Origin of the sequence: Paenibacillus sp. FSL H8-0260, assembly GCF_045040625.1 — a bacterium.
Classification (GTDB): Bacteria; Bacillota; Bacilli; order Paenibacillales; family Paenibacillaceae; genus Paenibacillus_AQ; species Paenibacillus_AQ odorifer.
On sequence record NZ_CP150298.1, the window covers coordinates 4651868 to 4670162 of the forward strand.

The 18295-nt window shown below is 45.6% G+C and carries 12 protein-coding genes; all 12 read right to left on the reverse strand.

What is annotated here, in order from left to right; genetic code table 11:
- Positions 1–99 precede the first annotated feature (99 nt).
- On the reverse strand, positions 100–1170 hold the full coding sequence (locus MHI51_RS20735; RefSeq protein ID WP_143761904.1) for a galactose ABC transporter substrate-binding protein: 1071 nt from the start codon (positions 1168–1170) through the stop codon (positions 100–102).
- A 198-nt stretch (positions 1171–1368) separates the two neighbouring features.
- Positions 1369–2391 (reverse strand): substrate-binding domain-containing protein, encoded by a 1023-nt coding sequence (locus tag MHI51_RS20740; RefSeq protein WP_036685687.1) that lies wholly within the window; start codon positions 2389–2391, stop codon positions 1369–1371.
- Positions 2388–4217 (reverse strand): sensor histidine kinase, encoded by a 1830-nt coding sequence (locus tag MHI51_RS20745; protein ID WP_081387484.1) that lies wholly within the window; start codon positions 4215–4217, stop codon positions 2388–2390. Before MHI51_RS20745 ends, MHI51_RS20740 begins: the two co-directional genes overlap by 4 nt.
- A gap of 2 nt (positions 4218–4219) precedes the next feature.
- The gene (locus tag MHI51_RS20750) at positions 4220–5872 is read right to left on the reverse strand and encodes a response regulator (protein ID WP_076218862.1); all 1653 of its coding nucleotides are present in this window, start codon (positions 5870–5872) and stop codon (positions 4220–4222) included.
- A 195-nt stretch (positions 5873–6067) separates the two neighbouring features.
- Positions 6068–6532, reverse strand: coding sequence for a GNAT family N-acetyltransferase (locus tag MHI51_RS20755; protein ID WP_232061416.1), 465 nt, complete (start codon positions 6530–6532; stop codon positions 6068–6070).
- On the reverse strand, positions 6522–7712 hold the full coding sequence (gene purT, locus MHI51_RS20760) for a formate-dependent phosphoribosylglycinamide formyltransferase (protein ID WP_076218863.1): 1191 nt from the start codon (positions 7710–7712) through the stop codon (positions 6522–6524). The genes MHI51_RS20755 and purT overlap by 11 nt, the downstream gene beginning before the upstream one ends.
- Positions 7713–7861: 149 nt before the next feature.
- Positions 7862–11554 (reverse strand): dynamin family protein, encoded by a 3693-nt coding sequence (locus MHI51_RS20765; RefSeq protein WP_405173237.1) that lies wholly within the window; start codon positions 11552–11554, stop codon positions 7862–7864.
- Between the two features lie 338 nt (positions 11555–11892).
- A complete protein-coding gene (locus tag MHI51_RS20770; RefSeq protein ID WP_036676334.1) occupies positions 11893–12159 on the reverse strand; it encodes a hypothetical protein in 267 nt (88 codons plus the stop codon).
- A gap of 32 nt (positions 12160–12191) precedes the next feature.
- Positions 12192–12872, reverse strand: coding sequence for an endonuclease III (gene nth, locus MHI51_RS20775; protein WP_036676333.1), 681 nt, complete (start codon positions 12870–12872; stop codon positions 12192–12194).
- A gap of 313 nt (positions 12873–13185) precedes the next feature.
- Entirely contained in the window at positions 13186–15918 is a 2733-nt protein-coding gene (locus tag MHI51_RS20780; protein WP_081398209.1) for an S-layer homology domain-containing protein, read from the reverse strand.
- 86 nt (positions 15919–16004) lie between these two features.
- The gene (locus MHI51_RS20785) at positions 16005–16664 is read right to left on the reverse strand and encodes a GerMN domain-containing protein (protein WP_076276720.1); all 660 of its coding nucleotides are present in this window, start codon (positions 16662–16664) and stop codon (positions 16005–16007) included.
- 116 nt (positions 16665–16780) lie between these two features.
- Positions 16781–18223 (reverse strand): N-acetylmuramoyl-L-alanine amidase family protein, encoded by a 1443-nt coding sequence (locus MHI51_RS20790; protein WP_076276719.1) that lies wholly within the window; start codon positions 18221–18223, stop codon positions 16781–16783.
- Positions 18224–18295: the final 72 nt, after the last annotated feature.

Consider the following 18295-nt stretch of genomic DNA (forward strand, 5'->3'; position numbering starts at 1 on the left):
GGTTTCATCCTGTTCCCTGCCTGAAAGAAATCCGAGGAGCGAAAATCCGCTCCCCGTTGCTGCCATAAGATCATGAATTCCATCTAGATTAGAGCGTTATTATTTGGCGTCATCGATATTGTCTTTGGTGATCTTTTTATAGGAAATCCACACGTATTGGTTGTCTGTGATATCAAAGCCTACGTTATCTTTTGTAGGTGTTTCTCCTTTAGCAAGCAGAGCAGCAACTGTGATCGCAGCTTTGCCTTGGTTGTTCGCATCATTCAGCACGGTACCAAGCATCGTTCCATCTTGTAGCGCTTGAATCGCAGGAGCAGTAGCATCTACACCTACTACCGGCATGAATTTATCACCCGTGAAGTAACCTGAAGCTTTCAGAGCTTCGATGGCACCGAGAGCCATATCGTCATTGTTCGCAAGCACAGCTTCAATTTTGTCGCCATGGGAGCCAAGGAACGCTGCCATTTTTTCTTGCCCTTTTACGCGGTCCCACATCGCAGTATCTTCAGCCAGCTTTTCTACCTTGATGCCGGCATCTTCAATTGCTTGGATGGAGTAAGTAGTACGAAGCTCAGCGTCTTGGTGCCCCGGTTCGCCTTTTAGCATTACGTATTGGAGGACACCATCGCCGTTTTTATCCGCTTCAGGATGTGCCTTCCAGTAATCCACGATCAGTTGACCGGACATAGTTCCGGATTCTTCTGCCTTAGCGCCTACATAATAAACCTTATCCCATTTCTTCATATCTTCTGGCAGCGGCTCGCGGTTCAGGAAGACCACCGGAATATTTGCCGCTTTTGCTTTTTCGATAATAACGCCAGCCGCAGTACGGTCAACCGGATTGATCAGCATGCCTTTATATTTTTTGGTGATGAACAAGTCAACTTTGTCATTTTGTGTGGGTTGGGAATTTTGGCTATCTACGATATCTACAGTAGCAATGCCTTTGGCAGCAGTGTCGATTGCGTTACGAACACCTGTCATGAAGGTATCGTCAAATTTGTAAATGGCAACCCCTACTTTTGGCGTTTCAGTGGAAGAGCCCGCATTTTCAGTTTTTGGTGCGTTGGTAGCTTTACCATTGTCTGCATTATTGTTGCTATTGCCACAGCCTGCCAGGGCGGCACCCAGTATTGCGCTTGCTAAAAGAACGGAAGTGATTTTTTTCATTATTCATTGACCTCCTGTTTATACTTCTTTTTTTTGGTTTAACCCTGAATTCTCTCGGGCACATCCATATTATGCCTTAGGTGAAAACGGTTTCGAATATAAAATCCTACTCACTTTTATAAAAATTCTACTGAACCCAAAAAACGAATACCTCCCATTTTAAGGATGGCATTCGTCTTTTCAAAAATAAACCGTCCACTATCTGACGAAGGGAAATAACAATTTCTGATTCTCAGGCCACAGCATATTGTCCAAATCAATGAGTTTAGTACCCGTATCGACACGTTCAGGAACATCCATTCCTTCGATTACCTCAACGGCATGTTTTACGGCTAAATACCCGTTACTAAAAGGATTTTGGATTACGGTCGCTTGAACCGTACCCTCCTGCAGCAACTCCATCATTGACGGGGAGCTGTCGAAAGCAACCATTTTAATATTATGCAGCCCTCGGCTCTGGATAGCTTTTGCCGCCCCTTGTGAAGCTGTCTCATTCAAGCTGGCGATCCCGCGAAGATTTGGATGTTTCAGCAGCATTAACCGTGTCAGTTCTTCAGCATCACTAATACTCGAAGTGGTATAAGAAATCTCTACTACCTGTATGTTCGGATATCGGGCAGCGTAATTTAAAAATCCCTTTTCCCGCTCCTCCGCGTCCCTAGCACCATATTCAATGCCGTTTGAAGACTCCTGCTCCGCCCCCAAAGATGAATTTGTGAAGTTAATGATGCCGACCTCCCCGTATCCATTTAGCAGCTGAATGAGTCTTTCTGCAGACTTTTGTCCCGCTTCATAGCCGTTTGAACCCACATAGGCTCTTACTCTGGCCGAACCGACTTCTGCATCCACAGACAATACGGGAATCTTGGAATATGCCGCCCGATCAACCACTTGTGCAAGTCCCATATAGCTGCTGGCAGCTAAAATAATAACATCCGCTTTTTCTTTAATGGAGTCCTCAACCATTCTGACCTGTTCCGCAATATCACTCTCAGCATTCGGAGCTTTGAACGTTAGTTTCACATTAAATTCCTGTGCCGCGGCTTCTGCACCCAATCTAACTGTATTCCAATAGTCGCCTTTGTTCATTTTTACAATAAGATGAATATTGCGGGTTTTGTTCGTGTTGATATAATTAGGTGCCGAATTGAAACAAGACGTGATGGTTGTCCATAACACCACACATACCAGCAGGGTTAGCCAAAAACGAACGATTCTCATACCGATGTCTCATCCTCCTCATGTCCAGGATTGCCCTCGCCTGCTGCGAGTGCCGGGAAGATAAGAGTAACCGTAGTGCCTTCTTCAATTTCACTTTCAAAAGAAAGACCATAATCACGCCCATAATACAGCTCAATACGCTCGTTTACATTTCTAACGCCTACCCCGGAGCCATGCATACTCTTACTGCCGCCAGTCAAAAGAACCTTCATAGTCTCCTCGGACATACCCAGTCCATTATCACGAATGCGAATGACGACAAGATCATCCTTCAGCTCCGCTTGGATCGAAATAAAACCTTCATCAGGCATCATTTCAATCCCGTGATACAGGGCATTCTCCACAATAGGTTGTAAAATTAGCTTAATCGTCTGACACTGCAGCACTTCATCCTGAGCCTCAATCTCGTAGCGGAACTTATTTTTGAACCGAAAGCTCTGAATCACAAGGTAATGACGAACATGATCAAGCTCTTCCTGCACGGTAATCATATTATTCCCTTTACTAAGGCTGATCCGGAAAAACTTCGATAAGGACTGAATCATCGTGACTACCTCCTCAGTCTTGCCGCGTTCAGCGAGCCGGATCACAGAATTCAAGGTATTGTACAGAAAGTGCGGATTGATCTGGGATTGCAGTACTTCAAGCTCACCTTTACGTTTGGTTTCCTGTTCATAAATAATCTGATCCATCAGTTGACGGATACGTTGCAGCATAAGGTTAAACCGTTTGGACAGCTGTTCCACCTCATACGCCCCACTGACATCTATTCGGGTGTTGAGATCCCCCTCGCCCACCTGCTGAAGCGTCCGTTCCAGCTTGCGGATAGGGCGGGCAATACGTGCAGACAAAAAGACGGATACAATAATTACGCATAAAATGACTACCGCTAAAAACCAGGATAAAAAAGTGTTTAGATCACGTTTGGTGGTTACAATCTCATCGTAATAAGCCACGCCCACGATCTTCCAGCCTGTCTGTTCCAGTGTTCTTACGGTGATAAACCGTTTTTCACCCGTAGACTCATCCAAATAGCTACGAAAAGCATATTCCAGTACTGGCTCCACATTCTCATATTTTAAGCCAGCGTAAATCAGCTGCTGCTGGGGATGGTACACAATATTTCCTAGCTGATCGAGGATGTAAGCGTATCCTCTTTTGCCAAGCTTAACCTGCTTGCTCAGCTCATCAATGGTTCGAAAGTTAAAATCCATCAGCAGGATGCCGGTTTTTAAGACTCCGTTCTCCTTATATTGAATTAATTTGCTGATAGACACGACCCAGATATATTGACCTTTGAACAAATTCTGAATATGAGGTGCGGAATAGGAGAGCTCTGATGTTCTTTGCGCCGTCGTAAACCAGCTCTGAGTCTCCAGCTGTGTGTTGCTGCGCAGCTTCTGACCGGGTGTACCCACGACATATTTCCCCTGTGGTGTAAAAACAGCCGCCGAGACCAGATCCTCTCTGCTCCCCATTAGCATAGCCATTCTTTCCGTCAATAAAGCGGAATCCACGGAAGGGCTATTCGTAATCTGCTCCTCCGCTGTCTCAAAAATATTGCGCATTCCCTTAACATAAAGACCCAGATTGTAATTCACTTGCTCAATGATCTGCTGCATATTCATATTGGCATTCTCTTCTGCGGTCTTGGCAAACTTGTTGTACAGCATAAGGCTGACAACGACAGCTACCAGCACGGCAACAGATGTAAAAGTGAGTGTAATCGTAACTTGAATGCTTCGGAGCTTGGAGGACAACCGACGTTTTCCGCCTTTGGGATGCTGCGGTCTTAGAGGAAAGGAATAAGGTTTATCCTTCAGCATCTTTACCCTCCTCTGGAGCTGTTTTTATACTCTTTAGGAGATTGGCCATATTTTTTGCGGAAACAAAAGCTGAAATAGTTAGGATCGGCAAAACCTATTTTTTCTGCGATTTCAAAAGCCCTCAGCTCCGTGGACCGCAAAAGTTCCTTGGCTGCCTCTAACCTAATTTGCAAAAGATAACTAACGAACGTCATTTTCATTTCCTTCTTAAAAATACTGCTAAAATAGCCGGTACTTATATGTAAATGCTGACAAACCTTGCCGATGGAAATATCAGATTTAACATAGTGGCTGCGTATATATTCTTTAGCTTCATCAATAAGCAGCTTATAGGAGGATTGACGTTCTAATGCAATCGTATCCATTAAACCGCTACAGACTGCAATAATCCATTGCTTGGCTTCGGCCATACTATTAAATTTATTGATGGCAGTTAGCGACGAAATGCCAGAACCAATATACTTTGCAGCTTCACTGCCGGATTCTTTAGCCACTCGCAGGATAGATGTAAAAATCTCCAGCAAAAAAATCTGATAATCCTGTGTAGACACCTGCTCTGCGTCAAGACCGGCAAATAACTCCTCAACAACCTCTTTGAGTTCTTGCACCGTACCTAGTTTAATCGTCCGGATTAAGGATTGCTGGGTTAGTTCATCATAGGTTAGCAGTGTGCTGGAACGTGACTCAACGTCCTCAATCCAGATCACCCGGTTATTGCCGAGAATAAGCCGATAATCTAATGCCTGCAAGGCATCCCCAAAAGAATTAAATAACAAAGCAGGCGATGAACAGACCGTTCCGGAGCCTGCCGTTACCGTCAGCTTCAGAAAACGCTGTACGTTCTGGCGGATTTCTTCAAGAAGCTCAAAAGTCTTTCCAGTGATATCAGTTTCTTCCCCTTCTTCATGGATTGTGAGCAATACGACCTCATCACGATGAATAAACACCCTTCCAAAACCATGCTTCGAGCATATTTCTTCAGCAATATTCAGCACAGCGAATAGCTGTAAATTCTTTTCACCAGTGTCTCGTAAAGAAATTTGCCCGCCTGTTGCACCCCCAGCAGATTCCCGCTCAGGACGAATATAATCCACACTAATTACCGAAGCCTGAAACCACCGTCCCGTTAATTTTATGCCATATTCAGTGCTTTTCTCAGCAATTTCATCCGTACGCAATCTACGCGAAATAAGGGACGATAAAAATTGCTCCCTTAACACAGGCAGACTTTTCCGGTAATGCTCACTGAGTACAAATACATTTTCTTTTTCTGCAATTTCAGCCTCGATAGTGGCTCTAACCTTAAGCAATACTTCAATTAATTCCTGTGAAGAGAACGGTTTCAAAATATACTCATCAATTTGCAATTTTATCGCCTTCTGAGCATATTCAAATTCATCATACCCAGTCAAAATGATAATCTTAGTGTTAGGATGATGACTACGAATCCATTCAGCCAGCTGAAGTCCATTCATAAAAGGCATTTGGATATCGGTAACTACCACATCCGGCAGCAAACGGTCTATGGCATCCGCAGCTTCCCGTCCATTCTCCGCCTGCTCGACAATCTCAAATCCGTAACGCTCCCAGTCAATCTGCCCGATAACGCCTTCCCTAACGTCTTCTTCATCTTCAGCAAGAACTAGCTTATACATGTCTCATCCCTCTTTGGAAACGTTTTAGATGTCATAAATTTTATTGTATATGATTCAAACCAATCCATCTATGGTTAAGTTATTTAAATAGTTTTAGGTATTAATATATTAAATACATATAAAAAAAAGAGTTCCAGAGCAAAAAAAAACCATCCCGCCGTAGCTGGGATGGGGATGATCGGTAACCTATAAGTATTATAGCAACGCTTTGTTAAAGCGATAGCCTGCTGTCTTTTCGAAACCGATATGACGATAAAAAGCATGTGCCGGTGCGCGTTCTACGCGGTTGCCACTTCTAAGGAAAAGCTGGCAGCAACCTTGCTCACGTGCCCATTCTTCTGCTGCGGCCACAAGTCTTTTACCGAGTCCGTTTCCTCTGAGTTCTTCTGATACGATAAGTGCAGTAATCTCAGTGATACAATCTGTCTGTTTGTAATACGAGCTTACCTGTCTAAGGCCGATCATACCCACAACTTCATTGTTCAGCTCTGCTACAAGTGTGCATTGGAGATTGCTGTTCTCCATGCTTTCCAGTCTCTCTTTCATCACGCTTAGCGTTGTTGGATAGCCGAATTCCCGCAGAAGCGCTGTAACTCTCTCCAGATCATTCAAGCCGCATTTGCGAATTTCCAGTACAGGTGCCATGGTACTACTGTTCATCCTCATATACCTCCACTTTTAGCATAGACGCCGCCTGCTTGGCTATCGTCCGCGCGATTTCCACATCTTCCGCCGCACTTAACGCTACTGCCATCCGCCGACCAGGACGAACTTCCGGTTTACCAAATACGCGAACCTGAGTCCTAGGCAGTTCCAAAGCTTCACCAATTCCGGTCACAGCAAAGGCTCGTCCTTCTCCATCAGCCTTCAGCGTAGCTGAGGCACCAGGTGTCAGCAATTGTACTGACTGGACAGGAAAACCAAGAATAGCTCTGACATGCACTGCAAATTGAGATAAATCCTGCGTCGCCATCGTTACCATCCCCGTATCATGGGGTCTAGGTGACACTTCACTGAACAATACGCCTCGATCTGTCAAAAAAAGTTCCACTCCAAAAATACCGAAACCTCCGAGCTGATCCGTTACTGCTTTTGCAATAGATTGCGCTTCTTCAAGCAGCTCTGGCTTCATAAAGTGAGGCTGCCAGGATTCCACGTAATCTCCATCCTTCTGAATATGTCCAATAGGTGGGCAAAATACCGTACCAGACACAGATCGCACCGTCAAAAGAGTAATCTCGCTCTCAAAAGTAACAAAAGCCTCCACAATAACCCGTGTCCCTTTAGCTCTCGCTCCATCCAAAGCAGTGTTCCAGCAGTTTTCTGCATCTTCAGGGCTTTTGCATACGCTCTGACCCTTGCCAGAAGAACTCATAATCGGCTTAATGACACAAGGAGTGCCTAACTCGGCTATAGCTTGTTGCAGCTCTTCCAGACTATCCGCAAAACGGTAATCAGCGGTTGGCAGTCCAAGGTCTTCAGCCGCAAGACGACGAATCCCTTCTCTGTCCATGGTCAGCCGAGCCGCCCGCGCCGTCGGAACAACGAAAAAGCCTTCTTCTTCAAGCTCTTGAAGAGCATGAGTGGCAATTGCCTCAATCTCCGGAACAATGACATCCGGTTTCTCAGAGCGAATCAGCGCTTTCAGCGCCTCTGCATCCAGCATATCAATTACATGTGAACGATGAGCTACACCCATCGCCGGTGCATCGGTATAACGGTCTACAGCTACGGTCTCTACGCCAAGGCGTTGAGCTTCAATTATGACTTCCTTACCCAGTTCCCCGCTGCCCAGCAGCAACAGCTTGCGGCTTTGAGCTGAAAAAGGAGCTCCCCACATTGTCGATTCCAACCTCTTTCGGCAAATTGACTGTCTCGTTTTTATGAATTTCAGAAAACGTAACAGTTTCATTGTATATTTTCAGGCTTCTTTATTTTCATCCATCATACGCCAGATTGCAAGTGTTCTTCGACATTTTCCTACAAACTTCACAGAACTTTGTCGACTTTATCAACGAAAGTTTGTTCTAGACGTGATAATTGGTGGCTTATTTGGCCCCAATGATCTGCAGTCTCACCCCCTTTAAGGAGATCTAACATCGCTTTCTCTTGCTCCGCAAGCCCTTCTTGCAGGCTTTCGGCAGCAGATTTTAATTCTCTGCTGATATTCTCGACGTAATGAGCAATTAATTTTTCCTTCTGCACTGCCGCTGCAAGATTAACCGCTTCTTTCAAAAGCGGCTCTGCCGCACCTTTGACTAATTCCCGCCCAGTTCCCTCAAAGAAATAACGCGGGGATTTGAAATGGCCCCATAAAGCGGACCACTGCACAGGCTGAAGCTGGCATTCCAGATCCTTAGGAGATGGCCAAGCCTGCTCCTCATTCTCCATAAGATGAAATTCCTCCGTGGAAAAGAGTAGCTCTGTAGCTGCCGCTTCAGCAGCTTCATGTACAAGCCTGCGTCCCGTGCTCTCTAGCCGCAGCGTTGTTGCCCATAGCTCTTGCTCAAGCTCGCGCTGAGTAGTACGCATTAGTTCGGCACCACAGGCAGAGAAAATGGCTTTTAAATTCCCTGCATCCTCACGCAGTAAGGAGGGATGAAAAGATTCCTGAAAATTTCTGTTGAAGGAGAAGCTAATCCGCTGGCACACATGATAGATCAGTTCTTCACTTTCATGAATAAGATCTCTGCTAGGACGTTCCTCAGTCTCCAAAAGAGATAACCGCTTCATGGCGAACTGCCGCCGTTCCTGCAGTTCTTTTAACCCGGCTTCACGCTCGCTCGCCGCCTTGGAAGCCAGATTCTGCCATTCCTCAGCCCGGCGCCGAACCGATGCGATGCTCTCAGCAGCTGCGTTAAGTGAAAGCTGAGGAAGCTCATCACCAGCAAAGCTGGATAATGCTTGCTCAAATTCATTGAAGCGGGAGGTTTCATAAAGATCGTGATTATGTTGAGTTTTAGCTTCTAGAGCAAGCAAGCTGGACAAAGCATAGATTCTCGGAGACCGCAAACCTCCGGCACGCAGATTTTGAACGACATGTGCTTTAACCTCATCTAGTTCTTCTTCGCTTGAAGCGAGATCAGAAGCATTGATAATAAAGAACATTTTATCGAGAGCAAAGCTGTCTTTAATGCGGCCCAGCTGGGCCAAGAGGCCGCGATCCGCCTTCGAAAAGGCGTGGTTATAATAGGTCACAAAACAGATCGCATCCGCATTTTTCATGTAACTAAAGGTTACGCCAGTGTGGCGTGCATGCAGTGAATCTGCTCCTGGTGTATCTACGAGCACAATCCCGCTCTCCGTCAAAGGACAGGCATAATACAGGTCAATCCCTTGCACGAAGCAAGCCCGGGTCTCTTCCGCAACTAGGTTTCGATATTCATCCAAATCAACCGTCCGCACCGTTCCTAATAGCGGCTCAGCTTCAGCCCAACCGGATGCTGCGGCTCTTAGAAATCCTGCATGCGGCAGCGCAGAGGGGTGAATTCCCCGTGTTGGCAGGCTCGCAAGTACTGCTGTCCACGTATCCTGTTGCGGCTCTCCAAGCTGCAGCACGCTGAAGGAATGGCAGATGTCATCCCAGAAATCCGCCATGCTCTTCATCGTTACAACCGCGCTGGCATGGCGGAAGTCTCCTTCCGGCGCCAATATGCGGTTAACTGCGGCCGTGGCAGGGTGTGGCGACACGGGCAGCACTTCTTCGCCGAGCAAAGCGTTGGCGAAGGAAGATTTGCCTGCGCTGAACGCACCGAACAGTGCAAGGGTAAAGCGGCCGCCGGCGAGATCCTCCGCCCGTGCGGCCAGACTGCGCGCCGCCGATGCCATCGCTGGCTCGCGGCGCAGCAGCTCTGCCGCAGCCGCCAGCGCGTCAGCGGCTGCCGAGAGCCGGCGGCGTCCGCCCGCCGGCGAAGCCGTTCCCGCCGCCCAGCTTGCGGCGGCGGCACTTCCAGCCGCGGCGCGTTCGCGCGGCTGGGTCGCCCGCGGTGCGGCGCTCTGCGCAGCCGCACGCGGGGTGACCCTCACCTCCGGCAGGATGCCGGGGGTGAGGGTGCGGCGCGGCGGCAGCAGCGCCGCTAGCTCGTGCGCGCGGTCGTCAGCCGCGCGGTCCAGGGCGGCTAGCGCGCGGGCAGCGCTCGCCTGCCGGGTAAGGGCCTGTTCGCGGCGCTGGAGTTCCGCGCGCTGCTCCTCGATAAGCGATGGCAGCTTCGCCAGCAGCTCATCGCCAACTAACAGCGCAGCGCGGCGGAATTGGCTCTTCAGATCTGCCGCAAGTGTGCGGCAGAAATTGAGCAGCGCCTCGCCGCTATTCCCCGTTCCCGGCTTAACTGCAGCCGCCAGCCATTCTTGGCTCACCGCCGGGAACCCTTGCTTCAGAGTCGTCTCTGCCTCCTCTGCCCACAGTCCGAGATTCTCCGCCCATTGACGTACCAGCTGAATCAGATGCCATTCCAGCTGAGCGGAAACCTCTCGGACCAGTAATCCTTGCCAGGCATCCAGTCGTTTGCCTTGTTCCTTCTCCCGCCGTCCGGCTGTAGAGAACAAACCTAAGCGGAAGCCTGGGCTGACACTCTCCACATAGCTCCCTGCCGCCTCTCTAACATCCGCAGGCATTAAGTTAGCATTATTGAGTAAGGCATCAAGATCACTTCGCAGGCTAGCTCGTGATTGCTGAGGCAGCTCCTCAAGCAGTGCCTTCTCTTCTTCCAGCGATTTCAGCTCTTCCATCACAACTGTAACCTCTGCACCCTCTAGCTCAGCTAAAAAAGTTTCCCGTTCCTCCTGCTGGTCTTCACGGAACGCGGTTAGCGAAGAATCTGCTGTATGATGAATGGAACGTGACAAGCTATATTGAAGCAATTGTTCCCTGTGCTCCAACAGCTCTGTTATAAGGTTCAGCAGATTATCCCAATGATTCAGCGGGTGCTCTTTCATTTTGAGTGAGGTAAACAGAATCCCCGCACAATGAATCCCCCACTGCTCGAAAGCATTTTCAAGCTGGCGTTTATATTCTTCAATGGAAATTTCTTGTTCTCTATGCTTGTCTATCTGATTAACAATAAGATAGAGCGGTTTGCCCCAGTCACTAAGATTTTTGGCAAAAGCCAAATTATTCTCTGACTGTACATGGTTATAATCCATAACATAAAAGACGACATCAGCTAAATGCAGCGCGGAACGAGTGGCAGCCTGGTGGCCATCATCCGTCGAATCTACGCCAGGCGTATCCAATAGAACACCATGCTTCCCTAGAAGAGGAATCTCATTCCAGACTTCAATCGCGGAATATTCTCCGCCATTTCGACAATATTCCTGTAATCTTTCTGGTGTTGTCTCTACAGGGGTAGATTCATTTTCACTTCCCTCCACCCTTGGATAGATAAGCACTCGTGGAGCCCCGCTACGAATAGAAACAATATTGGCACTAGTCGGCACAGGTCCGGAAGGCAACACTGAGCTGCCGCATAAAAGATTAATCATGCTGGATTTCCCTGCCGAGAAATGCCCACAAAAAGCAAGGGTCAGTTCATTCCCACCCTCTTTATTTTGTAAATCTTCATATATTCGTTCAGCACTCTCATCGCCCCAGTGGCGCATTAAATCTTTCAGCCGGGAAAGCTGCGATGCTGTTTCACTTAATGTTTCTCTCTGAATTCTAACCTGTTCCGCTCCCACAGACATTCCACCTCCACAGTTACCTTCTAATCATGCACTGATCTTAATCCATTCATGAATACTGATTTAAGCTCTTTTTTATGCAAAACTTATATAGGTGCAATTTCTGAACTTTAGCGCGGAACATTTTTTATAAATAATAATTACAGTTTATCACCAGTTTGACACAAATTAAATACACACTACTTACAAAATAACCTATCATCTCCTACGAAATGATACCAAAAAAGAAGCGAGGTTGTCGTCCTGTAAAGCCAACCGTCGTTTCTCGTAGAAATATAAGGATATTCAATAAAAAAAGGAGCCAGCCCCAAGGGCCGACTCCATTTCAGGTCACTTCTCAATTATGCAGTTTCCAAAACAGGCAACAGAATTTCAAAAACTTTTCCGTGCTGCAGAATAGTCAATCCACGAGATTTGTCTCTCATTACGACAACCTCTGGTTTTACAGACATACGCTCCAGATAGTGCTCAGGCACATCACCGGAATGACTGATCGTAATGCCCTCTACTTCTTGCTCTTCATTTTCTTCCAGCGGGCTTTCCACTACGCGGTCAAAAATATCCGAGAATACCTCAAAATTATCTGTGTATACAGAAATGCATTTCATCTCTATCCCATCCTCTTCTTCAACTCTAACTTTTAACTTTTTGGCGTATGATCTTTAGCTTTCCTGACGACAGCCGTTTTCATACGTTTTTTGCCCTCTCGACATACATCAAGGAGCGGACAAACCTGACATTTTGGATTCTGAGCCTTACAGTGATATCGTCCGAAAAAGATTAGCCGGTGATGCGTGAGGGTCCATTCATCACGTGGCACAGCCTTCATCAGCTTTTTCTCCACTTCCAGCACAGAATCTTTCCAGCCTGCCAATGCAAGTCGTTTAGCAACCCGCTCCACATGAGTGTCCACAGCAATGGCAGGAACTCCAAATGCGTTGGATACTACTACGTTAGCAGTTTTACGACCTACTCCTGGCAACGTTACAAGCAAGTCATGTGCCTCAGGCACTTCTCCGCCATACTGTTCTATGAGTATAGAGCACAGGCTTTGGATATGCTTAGCTTTGTTACGATATAAGCCGATGCGCCGGATATCCCCCTCCAATTCCTCCAGCGGCACAGAAATATAATCGATGGGGGCTTTGTACTTTTGGAACAGGTCCTCGGTCACTTTGTTCACCGTTGCATCCGTGCATTGGGCTGACAGCAGCACCGCTATTGTTAATTCAAAAGCATTACTGTGATTCAGCTCGCAATGCGCATCCGGAAACAAATCTCCAATCGTATCCAAAATGTGGCGGACGTCTGCAGCTTTCATAGTGTCCCCTCCACGGAGCAAAAACGCTCAGAAAATTCTATCGAGCGTCTCACCTCAAATGTTAGAAATATAAGCAAAGTATGTATTATAACGTATGGATTCATACATTTCAACACATACGATACTGGCATTATATTTCAAGTATTAACGCCTTGAGTGTCCTAATAAGAACAGTAAGCGTTTAAGCGAGAAATATAAGACATACAGTATAGGAGCAATACTTATACTTTCTTATATTTCAAAAAAAACGTCTTGACGCAGGTAAAGCCCCCTGTGTCAAGACGGTGATTCACTCAGAAATCCACCATTGCAACTATTGTTTCACAATTTCAACCAAAATATCATTATTGAAATACATTATAATATTATCATTTTCTTTCAAAGATTGCACGGATAAAGTCGAATCTCCCTGATGAATATATACATTAGTAGGAACAAAGAATTGATATTTATCATTTAGATTAGCTCTCTTAGTCGACAATAAGTTAGTTGCACTTTCATAGCGTGAGAAGGTTCTACTAAGCTGAGACATTACACGAACGATAATTACTCCATCCGTATCCTTACGAATCTCTACTCGGTCACCTGTAGTCAAGCTGCTAAGAGCCGTCGTTGTCGAGCCATCACGAATGATTTTTACCCCTCCGCTCACCGCTAAGGTCTGTGCTGCTCCAGAATAATCTTTCACAACCAAGGTATTCCCAGCGGCATCTACAGAACTTATCTGGCCTGTTGTAAGCTTCACTGCTTGAATAGCCAGTGGTGTGCTTCCATCGAAGGTCACGTTAAGATAATCACCCGCTTTTAAAGCTGTTAGTTTAATGCTTTCACCAGCTTCATTGGTCATCGGGATAGCATAAGTATTGATCTCGCTGGTTCCACCATTCCATTTGATGCTCAATCGGTTAGTTCCAGAATTTACAGTTGCCGCTTCAACCTGAAGAACGGTCTTTACTTTCAAAACTACGATTAAATCCTGATTAGCTGTTAAAGAAGCTGTCACATAACTTCCAACTGGAATATCTGTTACGGTTGCGTTCGTTTTACCAAAAATATCAATGAGCTGTGGAGTTGGAAGCGTCACACTCTGTCCGTCATTAAGCTTCAGAACTATAGTTCTAGCAGCTACATTGACAGCCGTAACCGTTCCTTCATACTTTGTAACAACTTCTAGAGACAATGCTCGTTGTCCGATTGCTTTAATGTTCACTTTACGGTTCTCGGTGAGTCTTGCACCAATACTAGTTAAGTTAGGAAGTACACCATCGTAGGATAACTTAGTTTTTTCATCCAACTGTACTATATGAGCCTTATTGCTAGTATCCATAACCGTCAACAATTGTGTTTTAGAATTATAATCTATAACAGCTGCTCCGCTATACTGATCAATTTGACGGCTTAACACTTCAATTTTGGTCACTTGATCGCTGCTGTTTAAGGTAAGCTGAATCTTGTCACCGCCTACTGTATCAGCAATTAGATCATCAGGTACAGGCCCACTCATGTTCGGAATAACAATTGTCGGTTTAGTACCAAGCAGTTTAACCTCACGATTTCCGTCCGCTTTTTTGTAAACAACTGTGGAGCTAGTCAGCTCGGTAAGTACCCCCTCAACTGTCCGTTCAACACCTTCTGTTACTTCTACAGTGCGGATCACATTATCTTGAATCGTATATTTGACAGCATTCCCTGTCTTCAGATCAGCAGGTTGTAACACTGATGTTTGAGAGCTGAATAAAGAAGTCCCATCTTCCCATTTAAAAGTCTCTACTATACCCGCGGTATTTTTGAAAGTAATTCTTTTGCCCGTAAGATCTACACTTTGAATGGTGCCTGTTGTTGTTTTGTTAACAACCCCTGAAGTCACTTGAACCCTCACTACTTTGTGCGAACCACTGTACGTTTCACGTTGCAATGAAACTACGCTATCTGCTACCAGCGAAGCAGGTTCAATTCTAGCTCCATTTACATCCACAAAGGAAGTAGTCTCGTCGTAGTAATATTCAGTAAACCCTGTTGGTGACTTTAACCAAAGCTTATTACCTGGAGCTACCATGGCAAAGTTTCCTGAAAGATTCTCTACTTGTTGTGTAGGGTCAGTCACTTCAACATAAGCCACGTTATAAGTCGCTCCAATTACGGTAACTTTAGTGTAGGGTTGAACATCACTTAGATTGATTCTGCTTTCAGAAGCACTTGTGAAATAAGCGGTGCTTGCTCCCAAGGTATATGTAGAAGTCTTTCCGTTGTTATAGACGGATAGTTTCCCATCTGCTAATTGACTGATCGTTCCCGATAACGTGTTGTCGTATTCAACCGTATTGTGAGCTGCGGCACGACTGAAAAAAGTCGCCAATTGCGCACGAGTTACAGCTCCTTGCGGATCAAAACGATTGCCATCAAGTCCGTTGGCTAGGCCTAAATCAACGGCAATGTTGATGTAACCACGTTTGTTTGCAGACACTTTGGCATCATCTGCAAAGCCAGTCGGCTCACTAGCGGCCCCTGCTGCATCTGCGTTTTTTCCAAGGGAGCGGATTAACAGCTCCGCAATCCATTCTCGGGATGCTTTACGTTCTCCCCAAGAAGTCTTCAGATTATCTGGAGCCATTTCGGTCGCTTTATCAAGTAATCCTTGTTGAAAAGCCAACACAACATAATCCTTATAATAATTCGTAACCTTAAAATCGGTAGGCAATGCAACCGTTGAAGAAGCATCCACTTTATCCTGCTGCTTCATAAACCGCAGGGCCATAAGCACCGCTTCCTGCTGAGTTACAGAATCTCCCGGACGGAACAATCCATTATTTCCAACCACGATCCCTTGTGAAGCGAGTTTGTAAATATGTTTTTCAGCCCAGAAGCCTGTCTTCACATCGCTAAAAATCCCTACAGATTGTGTAGTGGTTGATGTCGGTGTAGTGGCAGCTGTGTCAGCAAACACTGCACTTGCACCACCAAAAACCATAACACCAGCCATAACAGCCGACACTGCTTTATTAGAATAAGCCTTCAATGGACGTTTTGACCTTTTTTGCGCGGACAATAGATTATTCCCCTCTCTATGACTCAAATAAATAGTATGTTTAAAATTCGTCAACTAGATGCCTAATTCCTTTGTTAAATAACCAATTAGAAATTATCTCTAGTCATAGGATGCAGCAGGTCTACATGGCCCATTAGACTTTCTACCTTTTCACCATCAACTAAAACTTCGATACTTTTTACTTCCGCAAATTGAAAATAAGTTTTGGCAAGTGAAGTAATGGCAAAGGATTCTCCGCCCGCACCAAGTTGAGCTTCATCTGGTTTATGGATATCCATTACGATTTGACCCTCTACAAACTTCAATGATTTCAGTTCAATTTTGCCCCATAAAGGTACAAGATCTGTATTTTCACTACTTTGCAGTGCTTTGAACGTCTCTGTATATTTCTCCACATCATCAGAGTAGTTAATCGTTGTTTTAGCAGGCACTAAGTCCATAATTTGCGAATCTGTGTAATAAACTTCAATACTCTGGCTTTGCTTTTGTGTCTCATTTTCTACCGGCTTCGAAGACGGTTGAGTTTCTGCATTAGTATTATCTGCTGTCGGTTGCGGAGTGCTAGCCACTTCGGTTTCCTGATCATCAGACGGAGCTGGGGTACTTTCTCCCGCACCACTTACAACGTTTGTAGTATCTTGCTCCACTCCATTAGCAGGAGCTGCAGTAGGCTTATCTCCACAGCCAGCAATCACTAGCAGAAGCAGCGCAGCAACCCCAACCATCGTCCATTTTTGTTTAAACATTAATAAACGCCTCCTCTAGATGAATACGGGCAGACAGGTACCGCAAAACCACTTCTTGCCTTTTTATAGATAAAAGCAGAAAGCTGACTTTGCGGCGCTCGTCTGCCACTGGTCTGTTATTTTATACCCAAATATTCCTTGATTCCACTCACTATTGAAGCAGCAACTTTGTTTTGTAATGCTTCCGTAAAGAGCAATGTCTCATCCTTCTTATTGCTAAGGTATCCTACTTCAAGTAGAACAGCAGGCATTTTCGTTTCACGAATGACATGGAAATTCCCGTATCGTACACCGCGATCACTAAGCCCTGTAGCCTCAACAAGATACTTATGCATTACTTTTGCTAAGGCCTTACTGGCTTCCCGCTGATAATACGTTTCTGTCCCGCTTGCCGCAGAAGATGCGGAACTGTTGGCATGTACAGAAATGAATAGATCTGCTTTTAGATTATTAGCCATAGCCGCTCTATCCTTGAGCTCCAAGAATGTATCGTCACTGCGTGTCAGTACGACGTCGATATTACTTTCTTTTTTCAGCAATGCTGCTGTCTTAAGTACTATAGCTAAATTAAAATTCTTTTCGTATTTTCCTGTTACTCCTACTGCACCAGAATCTTTAGCTCCGTGCCCTGCATCCAGTACTACTAGCTTCTTGCCATCATTACCTGGCTGTGTTGAAGTATCATCCGTACTTTCTGCATTCAGGTCAATGATAACCAACTTAGAATCCGTCCCAGATACGCTGATGTTATAATTCTTAGGATAATTCAAATCAATTACAAAACGTACAGTATAAGGATTGGAGCTATAAAGCGAATACCGGACGCCTGATACATCAGGATAATCCTTCACTTCCAGTTTACCATTCAGATCAGGATCAAGAACTTGTCCCGTCCCAAAAAGATCTGAGAAAGTGGCATTAGGAAAATCAATCACTAACCGATCCGGCCCTGTCATTACACTTACTTTTGGCGCGGAATTACCTTCCATCGCAATGCTCAAACGATTCTCACTAAAGCTCAAACCATTTATCATGGTTAAATTCTTAGTAGGATCTACCGGTGGAACAACAACCTCAGATCCACCATTTCCAGAGTTTCCATTTGAACTTCCGTTTTCATTTGAGGATCCTGGGGTAATGAGGTATACGATCTTCTTCGCATTATCCCAAGTGACGGTGAGACCGAACTGTTCACTTATGAACCGTATAGGCACAAGTGTCGTATCACTCCGCAGGACAGGCGCAGTGCTAAGCTGTACTGTTTTGTCATCAACCGAAGCCGTCTTTTGATTAACAATAAGTTTGATGACCTTACCTTGCTGTTCAATCGTCACCGTTTTGCTTTTTTGATCCCAGCCCACGGTATAACCAAGACTCTCGGAGATCAATCTCAACGGTACCATGATAGTATCATTCACATTTTCAACCGGTACTTTTTGCCCTGCAGTAATCTCTTTGCCGTCTAGATAAATCTTGCTATTCGCGGCAGCAGCATGTCCATGCTCAGGCAAAACCAACACAAAGAGCAACAAAAACAACATCAAACTGAATTTCTTCATTCTTCACCTCTAAGAATCTAGTATTCGCCTGTGAATGGCGATCGTGGTGCCCCTGTCTCCGTCAACCTCAGA